Origin of the sequence: Geomonas propionica, assembly GCF_016458235.1 — a bacterium.
Taxonomy (GTDB): Bacteria; Desulfobacterota; Desulfuromonadia; order Geobacterales; family Geobacteraceae; genus Geomonas; species Geomonas propionica.
This window is the reverse complement of sequence record NZ_JAEMHK010000023.1, coordinates 12386-33786: the sequence shown is the minus strand read 5'-3', so window position 1 is coordinate 33786 and position 21401 is coordinate 12386. Positions and strand designations below refer to the sequence as shown.

Below are 21401 nucleotides of genomic sequence, written 5' to 3'. Positions count from 1 at the left end.
GCTACTTGTTCCTGCTTCAGTACACCACGGTAACTACTGAGGTGAAGTTGTGGAAGCAGTTGTGCTTCCGGATCGGGCCGATCTCGCCGTAGGTGTAGAATCCCAGCCAGGGCACCTTTTCCCCCAGGTCGCGCTGCAGGGACTTGACCAGCTCCATGCGCTCCTGCTCCTTGAACACCACCCTCCCCCGTCCCATGCATTCGAACTGCAGCACGAACTTGGGCGGGTCGCCGCAAAGCTGTTCCTTGATCTGCTTAGGGATCGAGCGCAGGCCGTTCATCATGAGCTCCTTGTCGCGGCGCACGATCCAGAGCTCGGTCCCCTCCGCCACGTCGGACTGGATGGTCACCGACCCCTCCCGGTCATCCTTGTCGGTTATGTAGCGGATGAAATACTCCTCGTACCCCTGGCGCAGGTGTTCCGGCGTCTTGAAGCCGAGGCAGAGGTTCAAGGTGGCCTTGTTCCACTTGATGGCCCACTCCTCGTCCAGGTATTGCTTGAGGACCTCCAGGGCGGAGACCCCGTCGATCTCGTAGATGATGTTCCCCTTGCTGCGGGTTATTGTCCTTTTGGTCCCCACCGGGACACAGCCGTGGTTGATCCCCCAGGCCACCTGCCCCTTGCCCGACATGACCACGCAGCAGGCCCCGTCACTGAGCACCTCGTCGTCGTGGTACTGGTAGGTCTTGCGGGAGGCCCAGTTGTCCGCCGCAAGCCCTCCGAAGATCGGCAGCCGCGCCGACTCTGCGAGCCCCCCCTCGAACGCGGCCACGAAGGGATCGAAATCAAACCTCAGGCCGTCGGCCAGCAGGAACAAGGCGCGGCTGTCGGCCGCCACGAGCGGCGCGATCTTCTCGGCCAGTCGCTGGCCGGCGACATCGCCCCCCTCCCCTATCCCCGATATCGAGGCGGTCGCGAAGCGGAGCTCGTCGGAGGCGATCACCATGACGCCTACCGCGAAATTGGTCTCCGCCACCTCCTCCTGGGCGATGATCCCTTCGCCGGAGCAGCCGCACAACGGTGCACCGGAGGTCGCTTGGCGGATCGCTGCGATCAGCCGCTGCTGATGGTAGCCTACCGTGGCGAAAACCATGACGAAGTCCGGCTTGGCTCCTCCCGCCTGTTCCAGCGCGGCGGTGGCCGCCTCGTGCCCCGCTTCGACCGGGTTCTTGCGCATGCTGAACCCTATTCCTACCGACGTCCCCATCTCACATCCTCCCACGCAGGGGTTAAGACTAAAAACATTTCAGAACTGGTGCCCCAACCCCAGGTGCAGCGCCACATCCGGAGAGGCGCCCACGGTGACGTCCTCGGACAGGGCGATATCCAGGGTGGTACGCGGCGAGAACGCGACCGTCCCGCCGAAGATGACCTGCATCGCGCCGGAACTCAGCTCCGAGAAGGCGCTGGCCCTGAAGAAGGCGCTGTGCCCGGACAGCTGCGCCTTGAGGGCGAAGCTGTCGGAGGGCGACCAGCCCAAGCCGACGGTGCCGAAGCCGGCAAGATTCTTATGCTGCTCCTTCAGAACCTGCCCGTCCGTCATGGCGAGTCCGCCGGCAGCCGCGAAAACCGTGGCGTGCCCCCACTGCCCCGGGAAGGCGTAATCGCTGCTGCCGGTGAGCCACAGGGCGAGGTCGGTGCTGCCGCTGCCGGTGAGACGGGAACTGCTTCCGGTGGGCAACTTCAGGCTGGTCCGCAGCGCCAGTGCGGCAGGGTTCGCGCCGCCGCCGTGGTAGAGCTGCCACGCCCCGGAAAACCTCAGATCACCGATATGCAGGCCGTCGCGCTCCATGTCCAGTCGCTGCCGCCCGTCCTTCTCGTACTGGAAGCGCAGCTGCCCCTTGGGGGCGTCCGGCCTTTGCCCCTGGGGGAGCCCGAAGAACTCGTGCCAGTCCTCGATGAAGCCGTCAAAGATCCCGCCGTTATAAGCGATGAGCGGAAGATCCATCCCCAGCTCCCCCCTCTGGGCGACCCCGTAGCGAAGGGCGAGGGTGATGCGCTCCCCCTCCCCGTCCAGAAGGAGCGATTCCCGTGCCGTTTCCCGCTTCAGGTAGCTGTTGGCCACATCGACCGACAGCAGCGTCCACGCTTTTCCGGCCGGCTGTACGACGGCGCTCTCCGCTGCCGGAAGGCCGTAAATCTGCACCAGGGGGCTCTGGTTGAAGGTATAAAAAGGGGTGATCGCCAGCGGCTCTGCATGGCAGGGGCGCAGCCATGATGCGAGTAGTACCACCACGGCGAGCAGGATTCTCTTAAAGGTGAACTCATTGGTCATTGTGAAGGCAGCGGTTGTCATAGGAGGTCCCGTCAGCAGGCAGATGTATACAGTTCAACAGATGTTACATGAGGTTGAAGATAATGGCAAACAAAGCTGAAGGCACTTCTGCTACCACACCTTGCTATCGACTCTTTTTCGCGGCAACCGTCTCACATGACCAGCTCCTTTCCGTCACGTTGCATGTTGGGCATGCCCAGGAGTTGGACAAAAAAAGGCTGTCCGTTGCCGGACAGCCCGCTTGATGTCACCGGTGCCAACCGCCCCGGCTTAGTGATACTGTTCTCTTTCCTCAATATTTGAAGATAACTCCGACACTTTTTCTTCCGCGTACTCGCGCCCTCTGCGCAGGTTCCTGTTCAGCTTGTCCTGGGCTTCCGCCGTCAGCCCTTTCATCTTGGCGATGGCGTCCCCTGTCACGTCCGATACCTTCTCTCTCATCTCGGTCCCGGTCTTCGGGGCGTAGAGCAGGGCAAGCCCGGCACCTACCAATGCCCCAGCCGAAAAGCTGACTACCTCAGCCGTGGTGCTCGCGTGTCTTCTCATGACGTCCTCCTTTGCTACGTTCGCTACACTCTGCGGGTCTTGTGGGTGAACCAGTAGTTACCCAGAGTAGCTCCGATCGTCGTCGCCAGCCCGTGCCACGCGACCTTTTTACCTTCCCTCGGGGTGCCGCTTTTTTCCGATGCCCTCTTGCCTCCCAGGAAGGCTTTGGCGGCAGTCGCTGCCAGAGCCAATCCCGATACCGGCACCTTCTCGTTTCGTTTTCCGCCGCCAAGCTTGCGCATCAGCAGCCACATCGCGCTGGCACCGGCCGCCCGCGCCACTGCCGGAACAGGATGTTGTACCTCGATCACATGTTTTCTGCCGGTCGCGTGTTTCACCCTGTCGCGCACCCGCCTGTTCCCCAGCAGCATCAGCAACGAGCTCCCCCCGACCAGAGAAGCCTGCACCGAGGTTCTCTCGGCTAATTGGAGGGCTTTGGCGACCGTCTGCCAGGCGAACAGTTTCGCCTTCCGCAGCCCCTGCCGCTTGAGGTACTGCGGGGAAAGCCTCTGCTCGAGACTCTGCACCGTTTGGGTTATATCGCTTTCCGTGTGCCGGATTTGCTCGCGAATCCTCTCCGGCGACTGCTCGTTAACTTTAACGTTTTCGCCCATTGTACCGTCTCCTTCAAAGCCCCCACCGTCTCTTCGGGCTTCGCATCCATCTCCTTCACGTCCTTGCCGCCTTTAAGGACCAGGACCGCTCCGATGGCGATCAGGCCTATGGCCACCACGAGCGCGGCGCCCCAGGCGGGCATCACGGTCGCCAGCCCCAGGACGATCGCCGCCAGGAGCACCAGGAACCCCGTATAGACCAGTACCCCGCCCACTCCGATGGCGGCAGTATCCTTGGCAAGAGCAACCAGCTTCTCTTTCATCTCCGCCGTGAAGAGGTCCAGTTCCTGCCGGAAAAGCTCCCGCACCTCCCCGGTCAGTTCGGACACCAGTTCGCCAATAGTCTTTTCACCTTTATCCTTATCCGCCATGGCAGCCTCCTTTCGCCGCAGGAAGATCTTCATTTTCTGAACATCGTATTGATACAAATTAATGTTAAGGAAAATAACTTTTAAATGCAAGGCTATTGGCGAGAGCTGCGACTGGAACAAAACGGGCGCAAAATGTATATGCGGCGCACTCCCGTCCGGCAGGCGAGACTTGCGGGGCCACGCAACCGTCAGGACGGTATCTTGCTGACGGAGTGTCCCGATACCCAATGGAAAAATAATGCCGGCTGTGTTACTGTCGCCCCCCTCCAGCCGTATACACAATTTAGTGGAATATTTTTTTCCATTAGTACACAATTAGAAAAACTAAATCAGCAGCACTGCCACAACTTTTATTGTAATGCAAGGAGAAGGAGCGTGTCATGAGTACCGAAAAGGAGTTTACCGCGTACACCCCGGATGAGTTGAGGCAACTATACAAGGAGGATCCCGCCCGCTTCGAGAAACTGGCAGATGATGCTTTGAAGAAAGCGTGCGTGGCGCGGACACCGGAAAAGAGCCTAAAGCTCCAGCAGATGCAGTGGTCGATGACCATGCAGATGCGCAAGGCAGGCAGCAACCTGGGCCGGATGCACATCATGGAGAACATCTTTTACAGCCAGGTCTACGGCAGGGGAGGCCAACTGGAGCAACTGGTAGACAACTGCAACTCCCTGCTGCGTACCATCGGTAAGAAACAGCAGATCGTGGGAAAGGAAGAGGAGGAGGTCAAGCTACGCAGGGTTTAACGGTGCAGTAGCGTGGCGTTGGCGTGTACAAAAGGAGCCGCAGAGGCCGGCAATGTCGGCTCTGGAGGCTCCTTTTTTGTACCCCACTGACTCTATTGGGGTATCGCGCCCCCTGCAATGGCTCATCCGTAAATTGCGGAGCGCAGACGATGTTGCCCACGAAGCGCTGCGCGTGAACAAGCGTTCCCCACTTTGCGAAGGGGGGACAGGGGGGATTTGCCCTTAGGGAATTACAACCTCATCGTCGGCCTCTGCAATGGTAAGCTCGCCCCATCACCTGCCGCCGCAACAGTCAGCGAAGAAGGCGTCGAGGCCGGCAATCCATCGTTTCCTGGTCTCCTCCGCGACGAAGCTGGCCTCGAAGCTGTTGCGGGCCAATTGGTACGCCTGCCGTGCCCCGAGTTGAGGGAGCGCGGCGAAGGTGGCCGTGAAGTTCTCGTTCAGGTACCCACCGAAGTAGGCGGGGTCGTCGGAGTTGATGGTGGCGACAATCCCCTCCGCCAACAGTCTGCCGATGTTGTGGCTCCCGAGTTCCGGAAACACCGCCAGCTTAACGTTCGACAACGGGCATACCGTCAGCGCGATCCGCTCCGAGGCGAGGCGGGCCACCAACTGCGGGTCTTCCAGGCACCGCACTCCATGGTCGATCCTTTCCGCCCTCAACAGGTCCAAAGCGTCGCTTATGTAGCTTGCCGGTCCCTCTTCCCCGGCATGCGCCACCAGCCTAAGTCCCAACGCCTGGCAGCGGCCAAAGACTGCGGCGAACTTCTCCGGCGGGTTGCCGCGCTCACCGCTATCCAGGCCGACGCCGATGAACTTGTCCCGAAACGGCAGCGCCTCTTCCAGGGTGGCAAAGGCATCCGCCTCGCTCAGGTGACGCAAAAAGCAAAGGATCAGGGACGCCGACAGTCCCAGTTCCTCGCGCCCCCGCTCGATGGCCCGGTGCAGACCATTGATGACGGTCGCGAAGGCAACACCCCTGGCGGTGTGGGTCTGGGGATCGAAGAAGATCTCCGAGTGGATCACGTTGTCAGCCTTAGCCCGTTCCAGGTAGCTCCAGGCCATGTCGAAGAAATCCTCTTCGGTCTGCAGCACGCCGGCGCCGGCATAGTAGATGTCGAGAAAACTCTGCAGGTCGGTGAAGGCATAGGCGGCACGCAGCGCCTCGACCGACGGGTAAACGAGCTTGATGCCGTTTTTCTGGGCCATGCGGAAGATCAGCTCCGGCTCCAGGGATCCTTCGATGTGGATGTGCAGCTCCGCTTTGGGCATGCGGCGCAGGATGCAGTCCAGCTCCTGGCGCGGGATGGCTTCGAGGTTCATAATCGTACTCCGGTACTGGTCGGTTGCGCGCCCGAAGACGCGGAGGAGGGATACTGCCACAACTGCACCCACAGCACAAATACCTTTCAGGGCTACCCCAATTATAAAAGATCAACCGACTATGTCAGCACCCGCTGAGTCCCCTTTTGCAGCAACCGACTGCCACAACCGATGACGAAGATATGGAAATGCAGAACTGTTCTTCGCACTAAAGTGCGGCGCATTTCTGCCGAAACTATTGTATACGGGAGATTTTGTCGCGCCGGGCCCGTTTCTGTAACGGAACCAAAGAGAGGCGGACGTCGCTGCCGTTATTGGAGAATAAGATGAGCAAGTGCTGGTTCTTAAACCGCCTGCTGTACGTGATGGTCAGCATCTGTCTGCTGGGATGGATCGCGGACGCCAACTGCGGGGAAACGACCTTGAGGAAGAAGGTCCTGATCCTCAACTCATACCATTCCGGCTACAAGGGGTCCGATGACGCGGTAGAAGGCATCAAGGAGACACTGCTGCGGGCACTGCCGGAAACGGAGATCCAGGTCGAGTACCTGGACTCGAAGAACAACAGCGGCAGGGAATTCGATGCCAAGCTCATTGATCTGCTCAGGTTCAAATACCAGCAGCGCCACTTCGACCTGATCCTCTCCACCGACGACTATGCCTTCAACGTCATCGAACGGCACAGATCAGACCTCTTCGGCGCCACCCCGATCGTCTTCTGCGGCACCAACTCATTCGACCGCGCCAGGCTTACCGGCAAGCGCGGCATCGTAGGCATCGACGAGCGCCCAAGCTTCAAGGCCACCCTCGATCTCATCTTTGCCCTCCATCCCGGCACCAAGAACATCGTCGTCATCCGCGACGATTCCGTCACCGGCCGATTGAACCACATGGAGTTCCAGAAGGCCGCGGCGCAACTGCACGACAAGGCTACCTTCACCGACTGGGCCGGGCTGCGGCTCGACCAATTCATCGACCGGGTCAGGGAACTGAAACCCGGCAGCGCCATCGTCTATTTCGCTTCCTTTGTGCCAGACAAAAACGGCGACCGTGTCTCCAGCAACGAAGCGCTGCGCAGAATTTCCACCGCCAGTCCCGTCCCCGTGTACGGCGGCTGGGAATTCAACCTGGGCAAAGGCATCGTCGGCGGTCGTTTGCTGAACCTTCGCGAACATGGTGCCGCTGCGGCGGCTCTGGCCGTTCGGGTACTCAGGGGAGAATCCATAGACGACCTCCCCCCGGTCACCCCAAGCCCCAACAAGGACATGTTCGACTACAACGAGCTGCGGCGCGTTGGTATCGCACCGGGGAAGCTGCCGGCCGACAGCATCATCGTCAACAAGCCCCCCGGCTACCTCTGGAGCCACCGGGTCGAAATACTCTCAACCATATCCGTGCTGCTATTGCTGGCACTCACCATGAGCTTCGTCAAGCTGGTTAACAGCCGCAAGAACCTCCAGGTCCACAGGGACGCGCTCGTGCAGCGCAACGGGGAACTCGAGCAGGCCCTCTCCAAGGTAAAGGTACTGGAGGGGATCATACCGGTGTGCATGTACTGCAAGAAGGTGAGAAAAGACGAGCAGAGCTGGCAGCAGATGGAGTCCTACATATCCCAGCACACGGAAGCCCAGTTCAGTCACGGCATCTGTCCTTCCTGCTTCGACGACAACTTCTCCGGCAGAAAGCCCAAGCAGCTGTAGGACCGAGAGTTCCCCTTGGTCGGCATGGTGCACCGCGCACTCTCGCTCCCCCGCCGACGACAACTGCCCCCCCACACCCCGCCACTGCAGCGTACCCCGTACGGCGCCGTGCGGCATGCGCCCGCCCGACCACATTGCCGCACAACCTTTGCGGAAAACACTATGAGCTTGTACTTCAATATGATATACGAGTCGATATAGATCATGCATATAGGTGAGATTGGATCAATCGTGACCGCGACCCGGTTGATCTGCACTTGGCAATCAACGCCAGTCGAAGTTGTATAACGAGGAGAGTTTATGTTGTCGCGGCTCCGAAAGGATCGCTCTTACTCCATAGCCACGGGAACCGTACTGATACTGGCGTCATGGCTCACCGACAGTTTTCTCGATGCGGTGCTGTTTTCCGAAGGTCCCTTCCTGCAGCAGCTTCTGCACCCACAGGCGCAGGAGCTGACCTACCGTCTGCAAACCATCCTGTTCCTGCTGGTTTTCATGGCCTGCGCCTGCCGCAAGTCCCAAAAGGTGCAAGAAGCCACCGCGGCGCTGGAAGACACCGTGGCCAAGCTTGCCCTGGAAAAAGGCCGCACCGAAGCCATCCTCGCCAGTGTGCCCGACGCGGTGACGGTCCAGGACCGCGACTTCAGGATCCTGTACCAGAATCCCCCGGCCAGGCAGTTCAAGGGCGAGCGGGTCGGACAGCACTGCTACAGCGCCTACCACGACCGTGAAGACGTATGCCCCGGTTGCGTCGTCAACGAATGTTTCCACGACGGTCTGCTGCACCGGCAGGAGGTGACCCATGTCATCGACGGGCAGACGCGTCACATCGAGACTTCGGCCGCCCCGCTGGTGGATGCCACGGGCGCCGTCACCGCGGCCATCGAACTGGTTCGCGACGTGACCGAGCGCAAGAACAGGGAGAACATGCTGAAAAAGCAGTTCGCCGCCATAGAGGCATCCATGGACGGCATCGCCCTGTTGACCCCTACCGGCGACTACCTCTACCTGAACAAGGCGCACGCGGAGATCTACGGCTACCCCTCGCAGCAGGAACTGTTCAGCCAGACCTGGAAAAAGCTGTACACCAACGAGGAGCGCCAACGGCTGGAGCCGCTCATCTCTGCCGCCTTCGAGCAGGGGCACGGCTGGCGCGGCGAGGCGAGCGGGCTCAAGAAGGACGGCTCCCTGTTCCCCCAGGAGATATCCCTTTCGCGTCTGGAGGACGGAGGCATCATCTGCGTGGTGCGCGACATCTCGGAGCGCCGGCAATCGGAGGAGGCGATCCGGAAGCTGAACGGCAGCCTGCGCCAGCAAACCCTCGAGTTGCAGGCCACCAACCGGGAGCTGGAGGCTTTCAGCTACTCGCTGTCGCACGACCTGCGTACACCGCTAACCACCGTCTATACGGCCGGTCAGGCCCTTGCCGAGATGTACCGCGACCTGCTGGATGAAACCGGCCTGAGCCTCGTCAACGCCATCAATACCGGGTGCGAAAACATGGAGCAGTTCATCGAGGCGATGCTGGTGCTGTTCCGGGTAACGAGAACGGAATTGGCTTGCGAGGAGGTGGACCTGGGGCGCATGGCGGATGACATCATCGCCGAACTGCGGATGTACGACCTGGAACGCTCGCTGGACTGGCGCAATGAAGCAGGCATGACGGCTTGGTGCGACCCCCATCTGGCCCGGGTTCTCTTGCAGAATCTGCTGGGCAACGCCTGGAAGTACACCTCCAGGAACGAACACACCTGCATCGAGTTCGGACAGGGGCTGCGCGACGGGATGCACGAGTTCTTCGTGCGCGACAACGGCATCGGCTTCAAGATGAGCGACGCCGAGAAGATCTTCAAGCCTTTCCAGCGCTGTCATCTCTCAAGCGACTTTCCCGGCACCGGGGTCGGGCTGGCCACCGTGTTCAGGATCGTCGACCGGCACGGCGGCGAGGTGCGCGCCGAGGGAGAGCCTGGCAAGGGCGCCTGTTTCTACTTCACGTTGCAGGCGCCGCAGCACCAGGTTTAACCACGTGCGTCCACTTCTAGTCTCGTTTCATGTCTTTCTTGACCGACTTGATGAACTTGCCGAAATCCCGATCTTTCTTCCTCTTTTCGGCATGTGACATCTGGTAGAACTTTGCTTCTTCTGTGAGTTTCGCGTAGTTCTGGAAGTGTTCCTGGTCGATTGCACCGGCACTGAGCGCCTCCAGGACCGCACAGCCAGGCTCGCTTGTGTGGCTGCAGTCGCGGTAGCGGCAACCGGATGCCAGGGCGTTTATGTCGATGAAGCTTCCGCCTATGCCGTTTTCCGCAGCTACGATGCCAAATTCACGCATCCCCGGGTTGTCGATTACCAAGGCACCATTTGCGAGGCGTATCAGTTCCCTGCGTACCGTCGTATGTTTTCCTTCGCCGGTAGCGCTTACATCCTGGGTCTCCAGCCTACCCCGACCGATCAGTTCGTTGATGATCGTGCTTTTGCCGACCCCGGACGAACCTACGAAGCAATAGGTCATGCCCGGCAATAGATTTCGCTTCAGCTCCTCGATTCCTTCACGACTGACATTGCTCAGGGGCAGCACCGGCGCGGTGATACCGGCAGCGCGTATTTGAGAAAGCTGGGCTGTAAGCACGTCGGGTTCTACCAAGTCCGTCTTGGTAAGCAGCACGTAAGGGGTGGCGCCACCTTCCATAACCATAACGAGGTAGCGTTCCAGGCGCTTTAGATTGAAATCGAAGTGACATGACTGGACGATGATCACGAAATCCATGTTTGCCGCGATCATCTGCGATTCGTTCACCCCGCCGACGGCTTTGCGGCAAAGGCTTGTTCTGCGCTCCAGCATGGTGTGAATAAGGCCGAAGTCGTCATTCACACCCCTCTCGACACAGACCCAATCTCCCACGCACGGCAACTCTTCCGGCCGCCGGTGATGGTGCAGGTAGCTCCCGGACAGCTTGGCCCGGAATGTGCCTTTGTCGTCGAGGAGCAAGAGCTGATCGCGATCCACCGCCGCCACGCGGGCGACCGTCTCGATCGACTGCTTCTGCAGTGCCGCGAGCCCGGCCAACCTTTCGTTCCATCCCAATTTTTCCAGTTCCGATTGCCGGTTCGACATGTCTTCACCTTTTGCCACCCCAACAAGATGTGGCCTTGCCGACGACGTTACCCCTCCGACTCGAAGGATGCGGTTACGCTCTCACCGGTAGCGGATAAAGTAGCCTGTCCCCTTTATCCTGGTTACGTTCTTCGCAATGTGCCTATAAACGCTTGTAACATCGTGTCCACCTTGCACTTAAAGCACTCCGCAAATTCTGCCTCAAAGTTTTTCCCTTCTTGTAGACCCTTTAAAAGTGCCTTGAACTGCTCTGGATGGTTAATGGCCATAAACTGAACAAACATTCCGCTTTGACGGTAAAAAATCTTGGGTTCCAAGCCCTTTGGTCCCGGTAAATTTAGATTGAATAGTGCACCGTCTGTTTCTGGAGCGAAATGATTTCCTAATTGGAATTGCACTATCGTCTCTGTTTCAGTGGCATTAGTAGCGCCACCACCATCTGCGATGTAAATTGCGAGTCCTTCGCGGAACCATCGCGGCAATACACGATTGAAGGTTACAGCTCCGAGACTCTGTGATAACTGAACGTGCGAAAGTTCATGAGTCAAAACCCCTTGTACTTCTCCCATTTTCCCTAAGAGCTGGCCGGAAAGATAAACCTCATTCCTTGTGGCTGCCCCTTTAATTACCTCTGGGACGTTCACAAATTTAGCGAAACTTTTCGTATCAGCGAAAGCATAGATTTTAATCGGTTCTTTGAATTCGCCGAATTGTCTCGATTCAACAGTTTTGATGGCTCGCGGCAAGGACCTGGCTGTTTCCTCTGCAAGAGCTTCGGCGCCTTTTTCGTACAAAATACATCCGTCCGAAGGTAGCGTCTTGAAGTCTGATGTGAATCTGGCCACTTTGCTCCCGACAAGTCCGCAGCCACTCGCTGTTATGAACATGAAAAACACAGTCAAAATATGTAGTGTTTTTTCCATTGATTCCTCATTTTAACGTCTCAAGCGGCGGAGCGTCAGCGGGTACCGCAGTTGCCGCTGGTTGTGTGTATCCCACGCCGGGTCATGTCTGCCGAATAGTGCGACTGACAGCAATGATCCAGATGAACATCGAACCGTACGCCGCTTTTTGAACCATGGGCATGACGTTCAGAAAACTACCGGTCTGCCACATGATGTAATTGGTTATGCCAAGCAGCATGGGTACTAGACCGATGCAAACGAGTGCCGCGCGCTTCATGCGAGCTAGCCCCCAAATAGTAGTCGCGAATGCGACTAGGCCAAAGAGAGCGGCAAGATTTATTGCAAAATCATGCATGGGCGTGAAGACTAAAGTAGAGAGCACCATCGCTACAGGACCAGCAATGCGGACAATCGACCGTGCAACAGAAGGTGCATGAAAAAGTAATGGCACCTGGAGCCAAAGCGGGACGAGCGACAATGGAAGAATGACGGTCGCTAGGACCGCAATGGGACGGCCGTGGTTGATGTCACCGGAATACGAAACAGAATCGAGCAGGTCACACCAGTAGTTCGACATATGGCTGTAGCCCTGGGTATGGTGATCGACTCGGGTACCTCCAGGATACATCGAAGCAGCAAAGAGATAGAGCACAATGAACGCGCATCCCCCCGCGACCGGAAGCCAGAAGGCGCAGACTCGCGTCAACTGTTGAATGTTTTTCATAGGGTTTAAGTTCCTTGCCAATGGGCCGGGTCTTGCCAATGTCCAGACCTGCCCTCTTGCCCCCCCTCTCACTGCCAAAATCAGGAGGAGGAAGTGGGAGACTGCAGTCGTGTGGCCAGAGCGGACAGATGGCGGCCATCCGTGCCGCAGCACCCGCCAAGGATCTTCAGCCCAAGCTCCATTCCCATGGCGGCCACCGATGCCCCAAATGCCTCAGGTTCCTGTTCCACGAGGGAAGAGCTGTTGTCCAGATCTTCCGGGCTGAGTGCCGCGGTATTGGCGAGAAGACCGATGATTCGTCGGCGCACTTCTGCAGACGAATTGGTTTCATGGAGTAGCGCAGATCTGGCAAAGGTGACATGGGTGCAATTGATCATGAACCCGAGCGGTTTGGGATTGGCTACGGCGTCGATTGCAGCGATGGCTTCCTTTAGCGGCGTGCCATCGAGCAGGGTGCCGGTCGGCCGGACCACGAAACTCACCATGTAAGGCTTCCCCGTCCGCGCCAGTGCCAAGGCAAGGCCGGTGGCTTCACTCAGAGCCGGCAGCGTGGCCGCCAGGAGAAAGTCCACCGTGGTCGCCGCGAGCTTTTCCGCCTGCCACGCATGATATTCCGCAGCCTGGTGTTCCGGGAGAGCCTCGGCTGGATGATACGCGTCACCTTTACAACTCATCAACCCGCAGATGAGGATCTTGTCGGCATATCCCTGGTAGCTCTGCCTCAAGCCTTCCAGAAAAGCCGCATTGTCGCCGTTGAGGTCGGTGCCATCGAGGCCGGCCGCTGCGATCCGTTCCCTGCTCGCCCGCCAGGTCGGTGTGGACATGAGGAGAGGCAGTCCAGCCTGGCAGCCGATGTCCAGGTACTCCCGGCAGATTCCCTCCAGCGCCCTCCGCTTTTCATCATGATAGATAAAAGCCGAGTTCACGACGAAAGGATCGAGCTCCAATCCCTTCATGCGGCGCAGGCGCTCGATCACGGCACCCTCACCAAGAATGAACGGATATCGGCTCAGAAAGGTGTCGATGGTGTTCATCGTCTCTCTCCCTTCTTTCAACTTCTGGTTTGCTCAGCGGTTCTGGCCCGTACCCCGCATACCTGCCGCAACTGTCTGGCAATCTCCTCGGCAACGGTCCTTCCTTCCACTCCGTCTCCCAGGGTGATGGTTGTGCCATTGCCGCAATCGGCCATGATCCGATAGATCAGTTTCGCAGATGTTCCTGTGCCGCGGGCCCCAAACTTCTCGATTTCAACTCTTCTGACGAGAGCAGTCTCTATGGAGGACCTATTGACCGGGATGCCGAATAACCGACGCACAACGGATAGCCCGCCTGCTCCGACTGTAACCTGAAGCGAGTTGCTTAAGAGCCACACGGCATAAAACAGCAAGCCTACGCCAATCGTGCCGAAAATGGGCAGGACCGCAAATCCCATTCCAGGCGATTTGACCACGAAGATTGATACTCCCCCGAGAAACCAGCCGCTGAAAAATACGCACAACGAGCCGGTCTTCAGATTCCGGCGGCAGGGGTAGCGGAGCAGTAGCCTTTCGCCCTGACGTTCGACCTGTACCGTCCCGGCAGGGAACTCTGCGCTGGGCATCAGGTCCGGGGCCAGCGGCACGTTCAGGCGGGATGTCTTGGGCGATTCCTGCCGGATCACCGGAATGACAAAGCTTCGATCCAGGTCAAGGCCGGGAAGTTCAGCGGTGATCCGTACCGTCCAGAGATGGGAATCGCTGCTGGGCGGTTCCGTGGCTGGGACGGCAACCCGGAAAGCGATCCGTGTGCCGGCAGGACCAAGCGTCGACGCAGCACGGCCGGCCTCCTGCCAGATCAGCTCTTTACGGTTGCCATCTCGGTGCTTGACAACCAGTTCGCAGGAGAGAGAAACAGCGAAGACATTGCCGGTGCTGAAGTGGATCGGAAGATCGATGGTACCGCCGGCCTCTCCGCCGATTGAGGCAGGAAACGGGTCCATCCGGAGCTGGATATCACCGAAAATCCGTATCTGAAGTGTCCTTCTGGTGGCTTCCCATAGGAGCCAGAACCCAACCAGCGGGAACATCAGCCCTATTGCAGCGAGGCGATTGCCTTCGTAAATTACCGCGTTGAGACAGATGAATCCGGTAGGTTGGGCGATGGCGTTCCAGACAGCGGCAAACACCCAGAAAAATGCCGCTTCCCTGCCAGTGGCCGACCTGATGGTTGCCGACTGCCAGTCCGGTTCAGTCTCCCACTCAAGCGCCCCCTTCTGCAGCAGCGCCTCTTTCTGTTCCGCATTTTTTATGGAACGGCGAATGGCGTAGATCATCCCCCCGCCAACCCCGCTGAAAGCAAGCCCCAGGGCAGAGAGGATGATGACCGGCATCCAGAGGGGGATGAAGCTCTTGATCTCCGCGTTTCCCTCGTTGCCCGGGTCGTAGTAGACTTCTAGCCGCTGCCCGACGTGGTACGTCGATTGACCGCCGCTTACCTGGGAGATGAACCTGATCAACCTTCCGTCCGGGGTAGTAAAGGTGACAGAGGGGGCGTAGGTGGTCGATTTCGAGCCACGCCTTGCCACCATATCTTCCACGGTACCGGTGGTAACTGCTGCATTCCGAATGAAATTAAGTGTCTTCACCGCCTTGACTGGAGCATAGAGCAGGCAGCAGCTACCAACAAAGAAAAAGATGGTGAAGAAGAGATAGAGAGGCCAGACCGTATGGCTGTTTTTTTTGGGGATACGACTAGATTTGTCCGAAATAGTCGCCATATTGTGCCCTCAGCAAAGTTTTTTATTAGCGCCCTGCGGGTGAGTGGCGAAGTAGCTTGACTTCTACAAGCGGTCCCCGCTTTCACCGTCCCGCGAAGACCGTCTCCACCAGTTTCGATCGGCATTATTTAATTTCTGCGCCACATTAAATGGTGCCTGACCCCTTGGGCTGCCCTCATCTCCTTCGTCCCCTCATCTCCTCATTAGATCCCTTCACCTCACTGTTTCAACTTGATGGCAATTCCTTTGACGTTTGTGCAGGTGTAGCTGAAGAAATTGTAGATGGGGATGAAGCCGTAAAGGCTGCTGGAAACGGTGACATTAAGCAATGCGTCGCCGCCTGACTTTATAAGCGCTTCGTCGACTGCGCTGGAAAAGGTGGAGTCTCCGAACGGCACCATCGCTAAAATAAAAAACCGGCAGGCCTCTCCCTCGACCGGTCCTAGTTCTTTGTATGATTGGGCATTTTTGAGCAGGGAGCCAGGATCAGCCATGCTCTTGGTTACCATCCCAACACTTCCCACCGACGTACACCCTCCCAGCAGCAGCCCCCCAGCCAGCAACAGCAACTTCTTCATGAAACCTCCTTTTATCAGTAATGGCCGCCCTTGCGGCCTTCAACGGGTTGCGGGTGAGCGGCGGAGCGACCTTGCACTCACAGGCTCCTGTTCGCTCCTACTGACTCGCGCAGTCCGTCTCCACCCGTTGTGGTTGGACCACGAACTCATTGGTATCTTGTCCCGGTCCCTTTTTACTCATCAGGGAAGCTATAATCTGCGGGTGTTCCAGTCAACTCATCATCGGACCGTCTAATAAACCGCACAGTCTCCTTTAGCTGTCCTGTCTCCGGATTGACGACAACTCCTACCGGACTACCTTTTGGGTCGTGGATGGAAACCCAAGATAGTCCGTCATATTCGAGGGTGTCGCTTTTAGGAGACATCCCTGGAACATAGTAGACTCGCCCTTTTTGCCAACCTTTCCAGAAGAATAGCCATACCTTAAATTCGACGTGATCACCGATCTGAACCTCGGTGGAGGTATTGTAGTAAGTGACAGTGTTCATTTTTATCCCCGCAGGCACTCTTTAATCCACTCCAGTTCGAGGTCAGACTCTGGCACCGCGTCCAACGTCTCAAGGCACCAGCGGCGGAGCGTCAGCGGAGACCGCTGTTGCCGCTGGTTAGCACCTCACTTCTCTTCCCAGTTCACATGGACTACACGCATCTCTTTATCGCTGTAGGCGGTCACGGTGGACGAAATGAACTTTCCTTGTGAGTTAAGCATCGTGTTCAGTGAACGCACATGGAACTTGTACCCTTGGCCAACTTCTTTTTCTGCACGTTGTTTTGCTTGTTGTGCTGTTTCTCCATTAAGCATTACTCGGAGGCTTATCGTCAGTACTGCAGTAAGGACTATTCCTAAGATTACTGGCACTTTGATTGAAGTATGTTTGGTTCCTGCCTCAATTCTTGCTTTTAGCACTGGTTCTTGGCGCAACTCGCTGACAACCCAGTAAAGAAGCCCCAAAACGAGAAGCCCAATAGCTAACGATGTACAGAATGAAACTGGATCTAGCTTGAACTGTAGTAGTGTTAGTTCAATCGGTTGGTAAAATGGCCATAGGATTATCATGCAGGTGAAGGCGGAAATCAAAAAGGTTCCAAACCCTGATACGACAGCAACCGCACGAAGGCTGCCGCGGAATAGAAAGATTCCGGCGATGACAGCAAAGATGTTAAGACTTGATGAGTACGAGATTCCGTTCGTTATACAGTAAATCATGACCCCAATGTCCAGAAGGCCGAGGACGATCAATACTTTTCCGACCCTCTTTAAAATTTCCAGATGTTCTTTCATTTTCATCCTTTCTGCTAACGCCGAGAGCACAGCGGCGGCGTCTTTTGCCGTCCGCTGCTGCACTTTGTTGGGATTTGCCCTTTGATCAGACCGGCCGTCTCCGCCTGTCACCTACTTCAGGGTCTGAAGTATTTCAAGCTCTTGCTTATATTTCACATGTTGCTTTTTTTGTGCTTGTGATGCCATAGGATTTTGTACAACAGTCGCCATAGAAGTCGCAGCATCGCGTAAAGCCTCTGTCAATTTAACCCGTGAAACCATTGGCTTCGGCGGATCTAGCACATACCAGTGCCCCTGCCTCGAAATTAGCTTGTACACCACATTAAGCGACCTTTTAGACGGCACAATCCTCCTGCTTAGGTCCCCTTCACCATTCGTAATTGCTACAAGGTCGAACGTTACTTGGATTTCTCCATTGTCGGAACCTTGATTACATTTCTGGATTGAATAGGATTCGACCACACCTAGTTCGTCAGCGGTCAGAGACAGAACTCTCCCTCCAAATTCCGGATTTCTCGCGTTCACTTCGTTCTCTTTCTTTCGAAAAAACCACACCCCCCTCGGACTTTTCCCAGACCATCAAAAGTCCGTCATGCTGTGCCTCTAAAAACTTTCCAGCGACCACCTTTACGGGTTGTCCGCATTCTTGCGCCAGGGCGTTCGATCCACTGAGGATGTAGATCACAAGAAGTGTAATGAATCGCATGTTTCCTCTCTATTCCAACGTCTCGGGCCATGACCCGCCCGACTAGTTTATTAGGGCGGTCGGTGTCTATGGACCTTGTTGGTAATTGCTTTTTTCACTATTATGTCGGGGCAGAAGACCCCATATCTATTCCCGGCATTTGTCCGTCGGTTTATTCGGCGAGATACTGCCGACCAGCCGAGTAAAATAGTCGGGGATGCCGGTCTCGATGGCCATACGCCGGCCGCTGACCGGATGGGTGAACGTGAGCGATCGGGCATGGAGCGCCAAGTTTGCGTGGGCATACCGGTCCGTGCCGTATTTGCTGTCTCCCACCACGGCATTGCCCCCTTCGGACAGGTGCACCCGGATCTGGTGCTTGCGCCCGGTGAGCAGATGGATTGCCAGCAGGCTGAGGCCGCGGTTCTCCTTCATGACGACGTATTCAGTGTGGGAAAGCTTGCCCTGCGCCTGGTTGGTGGTCGAATAAACCCGCATGGCGCTGTTCTCCGCCAGATAGCTGCTGATGGTGCCGCTCTTCCGTGCCAGTGTGCCGTGAACCACCGTCACGTAGTGCTTGTCCGTCTCCTGCCAATGCTCCTGCAGATAGATCTTGTTAGCTTCGCTCTTGGCCAGAATCAGGATGCCGGAGGTCTCCCGGTCCAGGCGATGGACGATATAGACCCGGTTTCGGGAACGGGGATCTCCCTTGCGGGCGTAATCGTTGAGGATGGAATGGACCGTGCGCGTCTTGTCCCGGCCGGTGCCGATTGTCAGGAGTCCGCACGGTTTCTCGATGACGATGATGTCCCGGTCTTCGTACAGGATCGTGAGCCCTTGGGGGTGATGTTTAGCTGCTGACATGGCGAACTTTCTCCGGGGCCAGCGGCGGATGGGGGCCATTCAGTATTCAATCAAAAGCTCATATCACGCAACTTCTCGAAAAACATTCGAAATCACTTGAACAAGCTCATCGGCGTTTCTGCTTTCATAGTTTTTGCTGCGATTATCTCTTGATAGTCGTGCGTCAGTGTCTTTTGGTCAGATATTTTCAGTTGCATTTTTTATCGCCCAACAGCCATGAAATGACCTGCCTTCTTTTTATTGGCGGGTCCATTTTTCTGGATGGAATACATTTTAAATTTATTCCATTTTCAAGAGTTGCCCCCTCATCTTTTATCCACGGCTTGTCAGCAGGCATCGGGCGAGGATCTCAGCGGCAAGATCCAGACTGGCCTCCCGGCCTTGAGCGGGGCCAAGCAGGCGTACTTGGTTGATCTTGTTCAGCAGGCGGTCGTCGAAGGCGGCACCGAAGGCATGCAGGCGCAGTTGACTGATGAGGTGTGAGAAATTCAGTTTCCGGGACAATTTCATCTCCGCGCCGAAGCCGTCGTAATTCATGCCGTTTAGGCTGAAGATTGTCGTTGGTCGGTCGTTAGCATAAAGATAGAGTACCTGTTCACTCTCCTCGCTGGAAACTTCTTCCTGACGCTCAACCTTGCTGGTCATAGGGATGCCGCCGGTAAGCAAGGTCTTGCCCAGGCTGAACTTTTTCTCCACAATAGTTTTTGTCTCGCTGAAGCCCACGACGCTTGTACCCGTGATGAGCAGTTCCATATCTGCATAGGGGAACGTCTCTTGTTGGCCGTTGTGAGTCTCGATGTTCAGCATGCGGCCTTCAAACCTGAAGCGCCGCACGATTAAAAACCCGCTTCGCATGCGTACCGCCGTGGCGTCGGCAATCAGGGCCTTGATGCCGCCACGACTCACTTTTTCCGCCAACGCCCTCGCCTGCTGGTGATCCGCAAAACTGGCAACAACGGACGGTCCTCCACCGATCAATCGCTGCCGCGCCTCGAACGTCATGATGCCAAGGGCGCCGGCAAGTTCCTGCACCAGTTCAGGTGTTTCTTCCTGCCAACCGTAAATGGCAACGACAAACATGTATATCTCCGGTTCTTCAATTGCAGTTTTTTAGACCAACGTCGTGGGCGGTGAGCGGGAAGCACCGCTCCACCGGCCTGGTTGGGCTTCATCTCAAGGCATTGGCCCGTCGACCGTCGTTTCTTTCACCCTCTTAAAGGTAAGTAATCCTTCAGGATTAGGTGCGAAAGTGTAATCACATTTGGTGTGAACCTCGAAGTCTTTAATCGCTTGCTCGTAAGTGAGCAAAACATGTAGCTCGTTTTTCGTTACTTTCAAAGCGGTATATATAGCTTCCCCTCCGGGCCAAGGACGCTTTGAGTCAGCAAAGAGATCGTGGCTTTTCAACACGACATATTCAGGTGACATCTCCACTAAAATCCAACCTTTATGAAAATTTTCCACATCATATTGATCGAGCTTTTGTCTATTTAAAAGAACGTAAAGCTTCTTTTTGCCGCCGAACTGTACAGGAGCAATTTCAAAAACCTTCAGGCTGCCACTTGTGAATCCTCCCGCTCTATACCGGCTATTCCCTCCAATATAAACGGGTACGTTTCCCTTTTCAGGCCGCAAACTCAATGCTTTTACAACTCGTTTTAAGTCGTATCCGGCTAGCGAAGCGTATTTTTCTAGCTGCGGGTGATAAAGCCCAGTGACTTCACTAACATTAGAGTTTTGAAGCAGTCTAAGATTGGGCATCTGTTCTTCGACCAGCTTCTGTGTGGCATTCTTTTGCTCTGCAACAGCAGTTGAGGCCGCAAAGGTCAAAGCTATCAAGGCAACTACAAATCTTTTCCATGTCATATTCGGCCTCGAATGGTACAACGGGCTGCTGGTGAGCGGCGGAGCGAACCAACTTTTGAAAGCTGTTACCAGCTCCTACCGACTGCGGAGTCCGTCTCTACCAGCTCTTGTTGGGAAAAGTAGCCTGTCCCCTTTTACCCTGGGCTCAATTTTCACTTAAAGCTTAGCATTTCAAGAATCTTGAATGGAATTTCAGGTTCATCGCTGTGCATCCATTGGATCTTGTTTCGATCATCCTGAATAGCAACGTGCAGTGAGCCTGTATGCTCTCGGATTATGATATAGACCTGTTCTGCTTTGGGCATTATGTGGAGGTTGGCTGCATAGCTCAGAACAAAATATCCTTCGACGTAATCTATTGGTATTTGAAGGTAATCATCAGAAAGGAGTTGCTTATATCGCTCCTCTCCAAGAAGTGCCTTCAATTTCCCCTTAAGTCTTGGTTCATTTAAAAGGTTCTGCTTTCTCGTTGATGGGTATTCGCCGACCCAACTCCTTCGGAGATCTCGGAGATCGTTCCCCTTTGCGATGGCCCCTTGGACCAAAGCGAGGGCCGAACAGAGAACTAAAATTGTTCGAATAAACTGAGATCGTGTCATTGTCGCTCTTTCTATATTTCTTCTGGCCAACGGGGTGCCCCCATGACCCGCCCGCCCAGATTTTTCGGGCGGTCGGCGTCCATGGGGCTGGTTGGGCGCTACAAGTTGCTTAAATATGGGAAATCGTGCATTCTTAGTCTGAAATCCGTATCAACCAAAACCACACAATAATTTCCGCGATTAACAAGGCCAAAAATATACTAAAAACGATGTAAAATGCGGCGGGACTATTAGTCTTCGAAAAAATTACACCTCTTATGTTCAATTCATCAAAACGAACCCCTGCAATAAGAATCATTCCAAGGGTTATAGTTACAGATAAAAAGAATGATGAGGTAGCAACTTTTCCCATACCGGCTGCTTCAAGGGCAAATGCCAAGGTCAGCAGGGCAAGAGGTATTGGCGCATATTTTTTGTAGAATTCACCAGATTTGCTCATTTTATGCGTGTCCA

23 protein-coding genes are annotated in these 21401 nt (G+C 56.0%); 3 read left to right on the top strand and 20 right to left on the bottom strand.

What is annotated here, in order from left to right; all coding sequences use genetic code 11:
* Positions 1-16: 16 nt before the first annotated feature.
* From JFN90_RS21425 to JFN90_RS21405, 5 genes are all read right to left on the bottom strand, one after another.
* A complete protein-coding gene (locus tag JFN90_RS21425; RefSeq protein ID WP_199397166.1) occupies positions 17-1207 on the bottom strand; it encodes an FIST signal transduction protein in 1191 nt (396 codons plus the stop codon).
* A 39-nt stretch (positions 1208-1246) separates the two neighbouring features.
* The gene (locus tag JFN90_RS21420; protein WP_236019111.1) at positions 1247-2296 is read right to left on the bottom strand and encodes a DUF3187 family protein; all 1050 of its coding nucleotides are present in this window, start codon (positions 2294-2296) and stop codon (positions 1247-1249) included.
* A 249-nt stretch (positions 2297-2545) separates the two neighbouring features.
* Positions 2546-2821 carry a YtxH domain-containing protein gene (locus tag JFN90_RS21415; RefSeq protein ID WP_199397165.1) on the bottom strand — a complete coding sequence of 92 codons (276 nt, stop codon included), beginning with the start codon at positions 2819-2821 and terminating at the stop codon, positions 2546-2548.
* Positions 2822-2844: 23 nt separating this feature from the next.
* Positions 2845-3435 (bottom strand): DUF3618 domain-containing protein, encoded by a 591-nt coding sequence (locus JFN90_RS21410; RefSeq protein ID WP_199397164.1) that lies wholly within the window; start codon positions 3433-3435, stop codon positions 2845-2847.
* Positions 3357-3806 (bottom strand): phage holin family protein, encoded by a 450-nt coding sequence (locus JFN90_RS21405; RefSeq protein WP_199397163.1) that lies wholly within the window; start codon positions 3804-3806, stop codon positions 3357-3359. Before JFN90_RS21405 ends, JFN90_RS21410 begins: the two co-directional genes overlap by 79 nt.
* Before the next feature lie 380 nt (positions 3807-4186).
* Between JFN90_RS21405 and JFN90_RS21400 the strand changes: the two genes are divergently transcribed.
* Entirely contained in the window at positions 4187-4552 is a 366-nt protein-coding gene (locus JFN90_RS21400; protein WP_199397162.1) for a DUF3135 domain-containing protein, read from the top strand.
* A 273-nt stretch (positions 4553-4825) separates the two neighbouring features.
* On the opposite strand, the gene JFN90_RS21395 is transcribed toward JFN90_RS21400, so the two are convergent.
* Entirely contained in the window at positions 4826-5875 is a 1050-nt protein-coding gene (locus tag JFN90_RS21395; RefSeq protein WP_199397161.1) for an adenosine deaminase, read from the bottom strand.
* A gap of 326 nt (positions 5876-6201) precedes the next feature.
* On the opposite strand from JFN90_RS21395, the gene JFN90_RS21390 reads away from it, so the two are divergent.
* The gene (locus JFN90_RS21390; protein WP_199397160.1) at positions 6202-7575 is read left to right on the top strand and encodes an ABC transporter substrate-binding protein; all 1374 of its coding nucleotides are present in this window, start codon (positions 6202-6204) and stop codon (positions 7573-7575) included.
* 300 nt (positions 7576-7875) lie between these two features.
* Positions 7876-9597 (top strand): PAS domain S-box protein, encoded by a 1722-nt coding sequence (locus JFN90_RS21385; RefSeq protein WP_199397159.1) that lies wholly within the window; start codon positions 7876-7878, stop codon positions 9595-9597.
* 16 nt (positions 9598-9613) lie between these two features.
* Here JFN90_RS21385 and rsgA read toward each other — a convergent pair whose 3' ends face one another.
* The 14 genes from rsgA to JFN90_RS21315 form a co-directional block, all read right to left on the bottom strand.
* A complete protein-coding gene (rsgA, locus tag JFN90_RS21380; RefSeq protein ID WP_199397158.1) occupies positions 9614-10690 on the bottom strand; it encodes a ribosome small subunit-dependent GTPase A in 1077 nt (358 codons plus the stop codon).
* A 122-nt stretch (positions 10691-10812) separates the two neighbouring features.
* The gene (locus JFN90_RS21375; protein WP_236019110.1) at positions 10813-11613 is read right to left on the bottom strand and encodes a hypothetical protein; all 801 of its coding nucleotides are present in this window, start codon (positions 11611-11613) and stop codon (positions 10813-10815) included.
* 82 nt (positions 11614-11695) lie between these two features.
* Positions 11696-12319, bottom strand: coding sequence for a hypothetical protein (locus JFN90_RS21370; protein ID WP_199397157.1), 624 nt, complete (start codon positions 12317-12319; stop codon positions 11696-11698).
* Between the two features lie 80 nt (positions 12320-12399).
* Positions 12400-13353: a homocysteine S-methyltransferase family protein gene (locus JFN90_RS21365; protein WP_199397156.1), complete on the bottom strand. Its 954-nt coding sequence runs from the start codon at positions 13351-13353 to the stop codon at positions 12400-12402.
* A 17-nt stretch (positions 13354-13370) separates the two neighbouring features.
* Positions 13371-15074, bottom strand: coding sequence for a DUF3592 domain-containing protein (locus JFN90_RS21360; RefSeq protein ID WP_199397155.1), 1704 nt, complete (start codon positions 15072-15074; stop codon positions 13371-13373).
* Positions 15075-15292: 218 nt separating this feature from the next.
* Positions 15293-15652, bottom strand: a complete 360-nt coding sequence (locus JFN90_RS21355) for a hypothetical protein (RefSeq protein WP_199397154.1) — start codon at positions 15650-15652, stop codon at positions 15293-15295.
* Between the two features lie 173 nt (positions 15653-15825).
* Positions 15826-16140: a hypothetical protein gene (locus JFN90_RS21350; RefSeq protein ID WP_199397153.1), complete on the bottom strand. Its 315-nt coding sequence runs from the start codon at positions 16138-16140 to the stop codon at positions 15826-15828.
* A 125-nt stretch (positions 16141-16265) separates the two neighbouring features.
* Complete coding sequence (locus tag JFN90_RS21345; RefSeq protein WP_199397152.1) at positions 16266-16934, bottom strand: hypothetical protein; 669 nt, start codon at positions 16932-16934, stop codon at positions 16266-16268.
* A 111-nt stretch (positions 16935-17045) separates the two neighbouring features.
* Positions 17046-17459: a hypothetical protein gene (locus tag JFN90_RS21340; RefSeq protein WP_199397151.1), complete on the bottom strand. Its 414-nt coding sequence runs from the start codon at positions 17457-17459 to the stop codon at positions 17046-17048.
* Between the two features lie 307 nt (positions 17460-17766).
* The gene (locus JFN90_RS21335; protein ID WP_199397150.1) at positions 17767-18483 is read right to left on the bottom strand and encodes an RluA family pseudouridine synthase; all 717 of its coding nucleotides are present in this window, start codon (positions 18481-18483) and stop codon (positions 17767-17769) included.
* Between the two features lie 312 nt (positions 18484-18795).
* Positions 18796-19563 (bottom strand): hypothetical protein, encoded by a 768-nt coding sequence (locus JFN90_RS21330; protein ID WP_199397149.1) that lies wholly within the window; start codon positions 19561-19563, stop codon positions 18796-18798.
* A gap of 93 nt (positions 19564-19656) precedes the next feature.
* Positions 19657-20349, bottom strand: coding sequence for a hypothetical protein (locus JFN90_RS21325; RefSeq protein WP_199397148.1), 693 nt, complete (start codon positions 20347-20349; stop codon positions 19657-19659).
* A gap of 152 nt (positions 20350-20501) precedes the next feature.
* Positions 20502-20978 (bottom strand): hypothetical protein, encoded by a 477-nt coding sequence (locus tag JFN90_RS21320; RefSeq protein WP_199397147.1) that lies wholly within the window; start codon positions 20976-20978, stop codon positions 20502-20504.
* 103 nt (positions 20979-21081) lie between these two features.
* Positions 21082-21387, bottom strand: a complete 306-nt coding sequence (locus JFN90_RS21315) for a hypothetical protein (protein ID WP_199397146.1) — start codon at positions 21385-21387, stop codon at positions 21082-21084.
* Between the last annotated feature and the right edge of the window lie 14 nt (positions 21388-21401).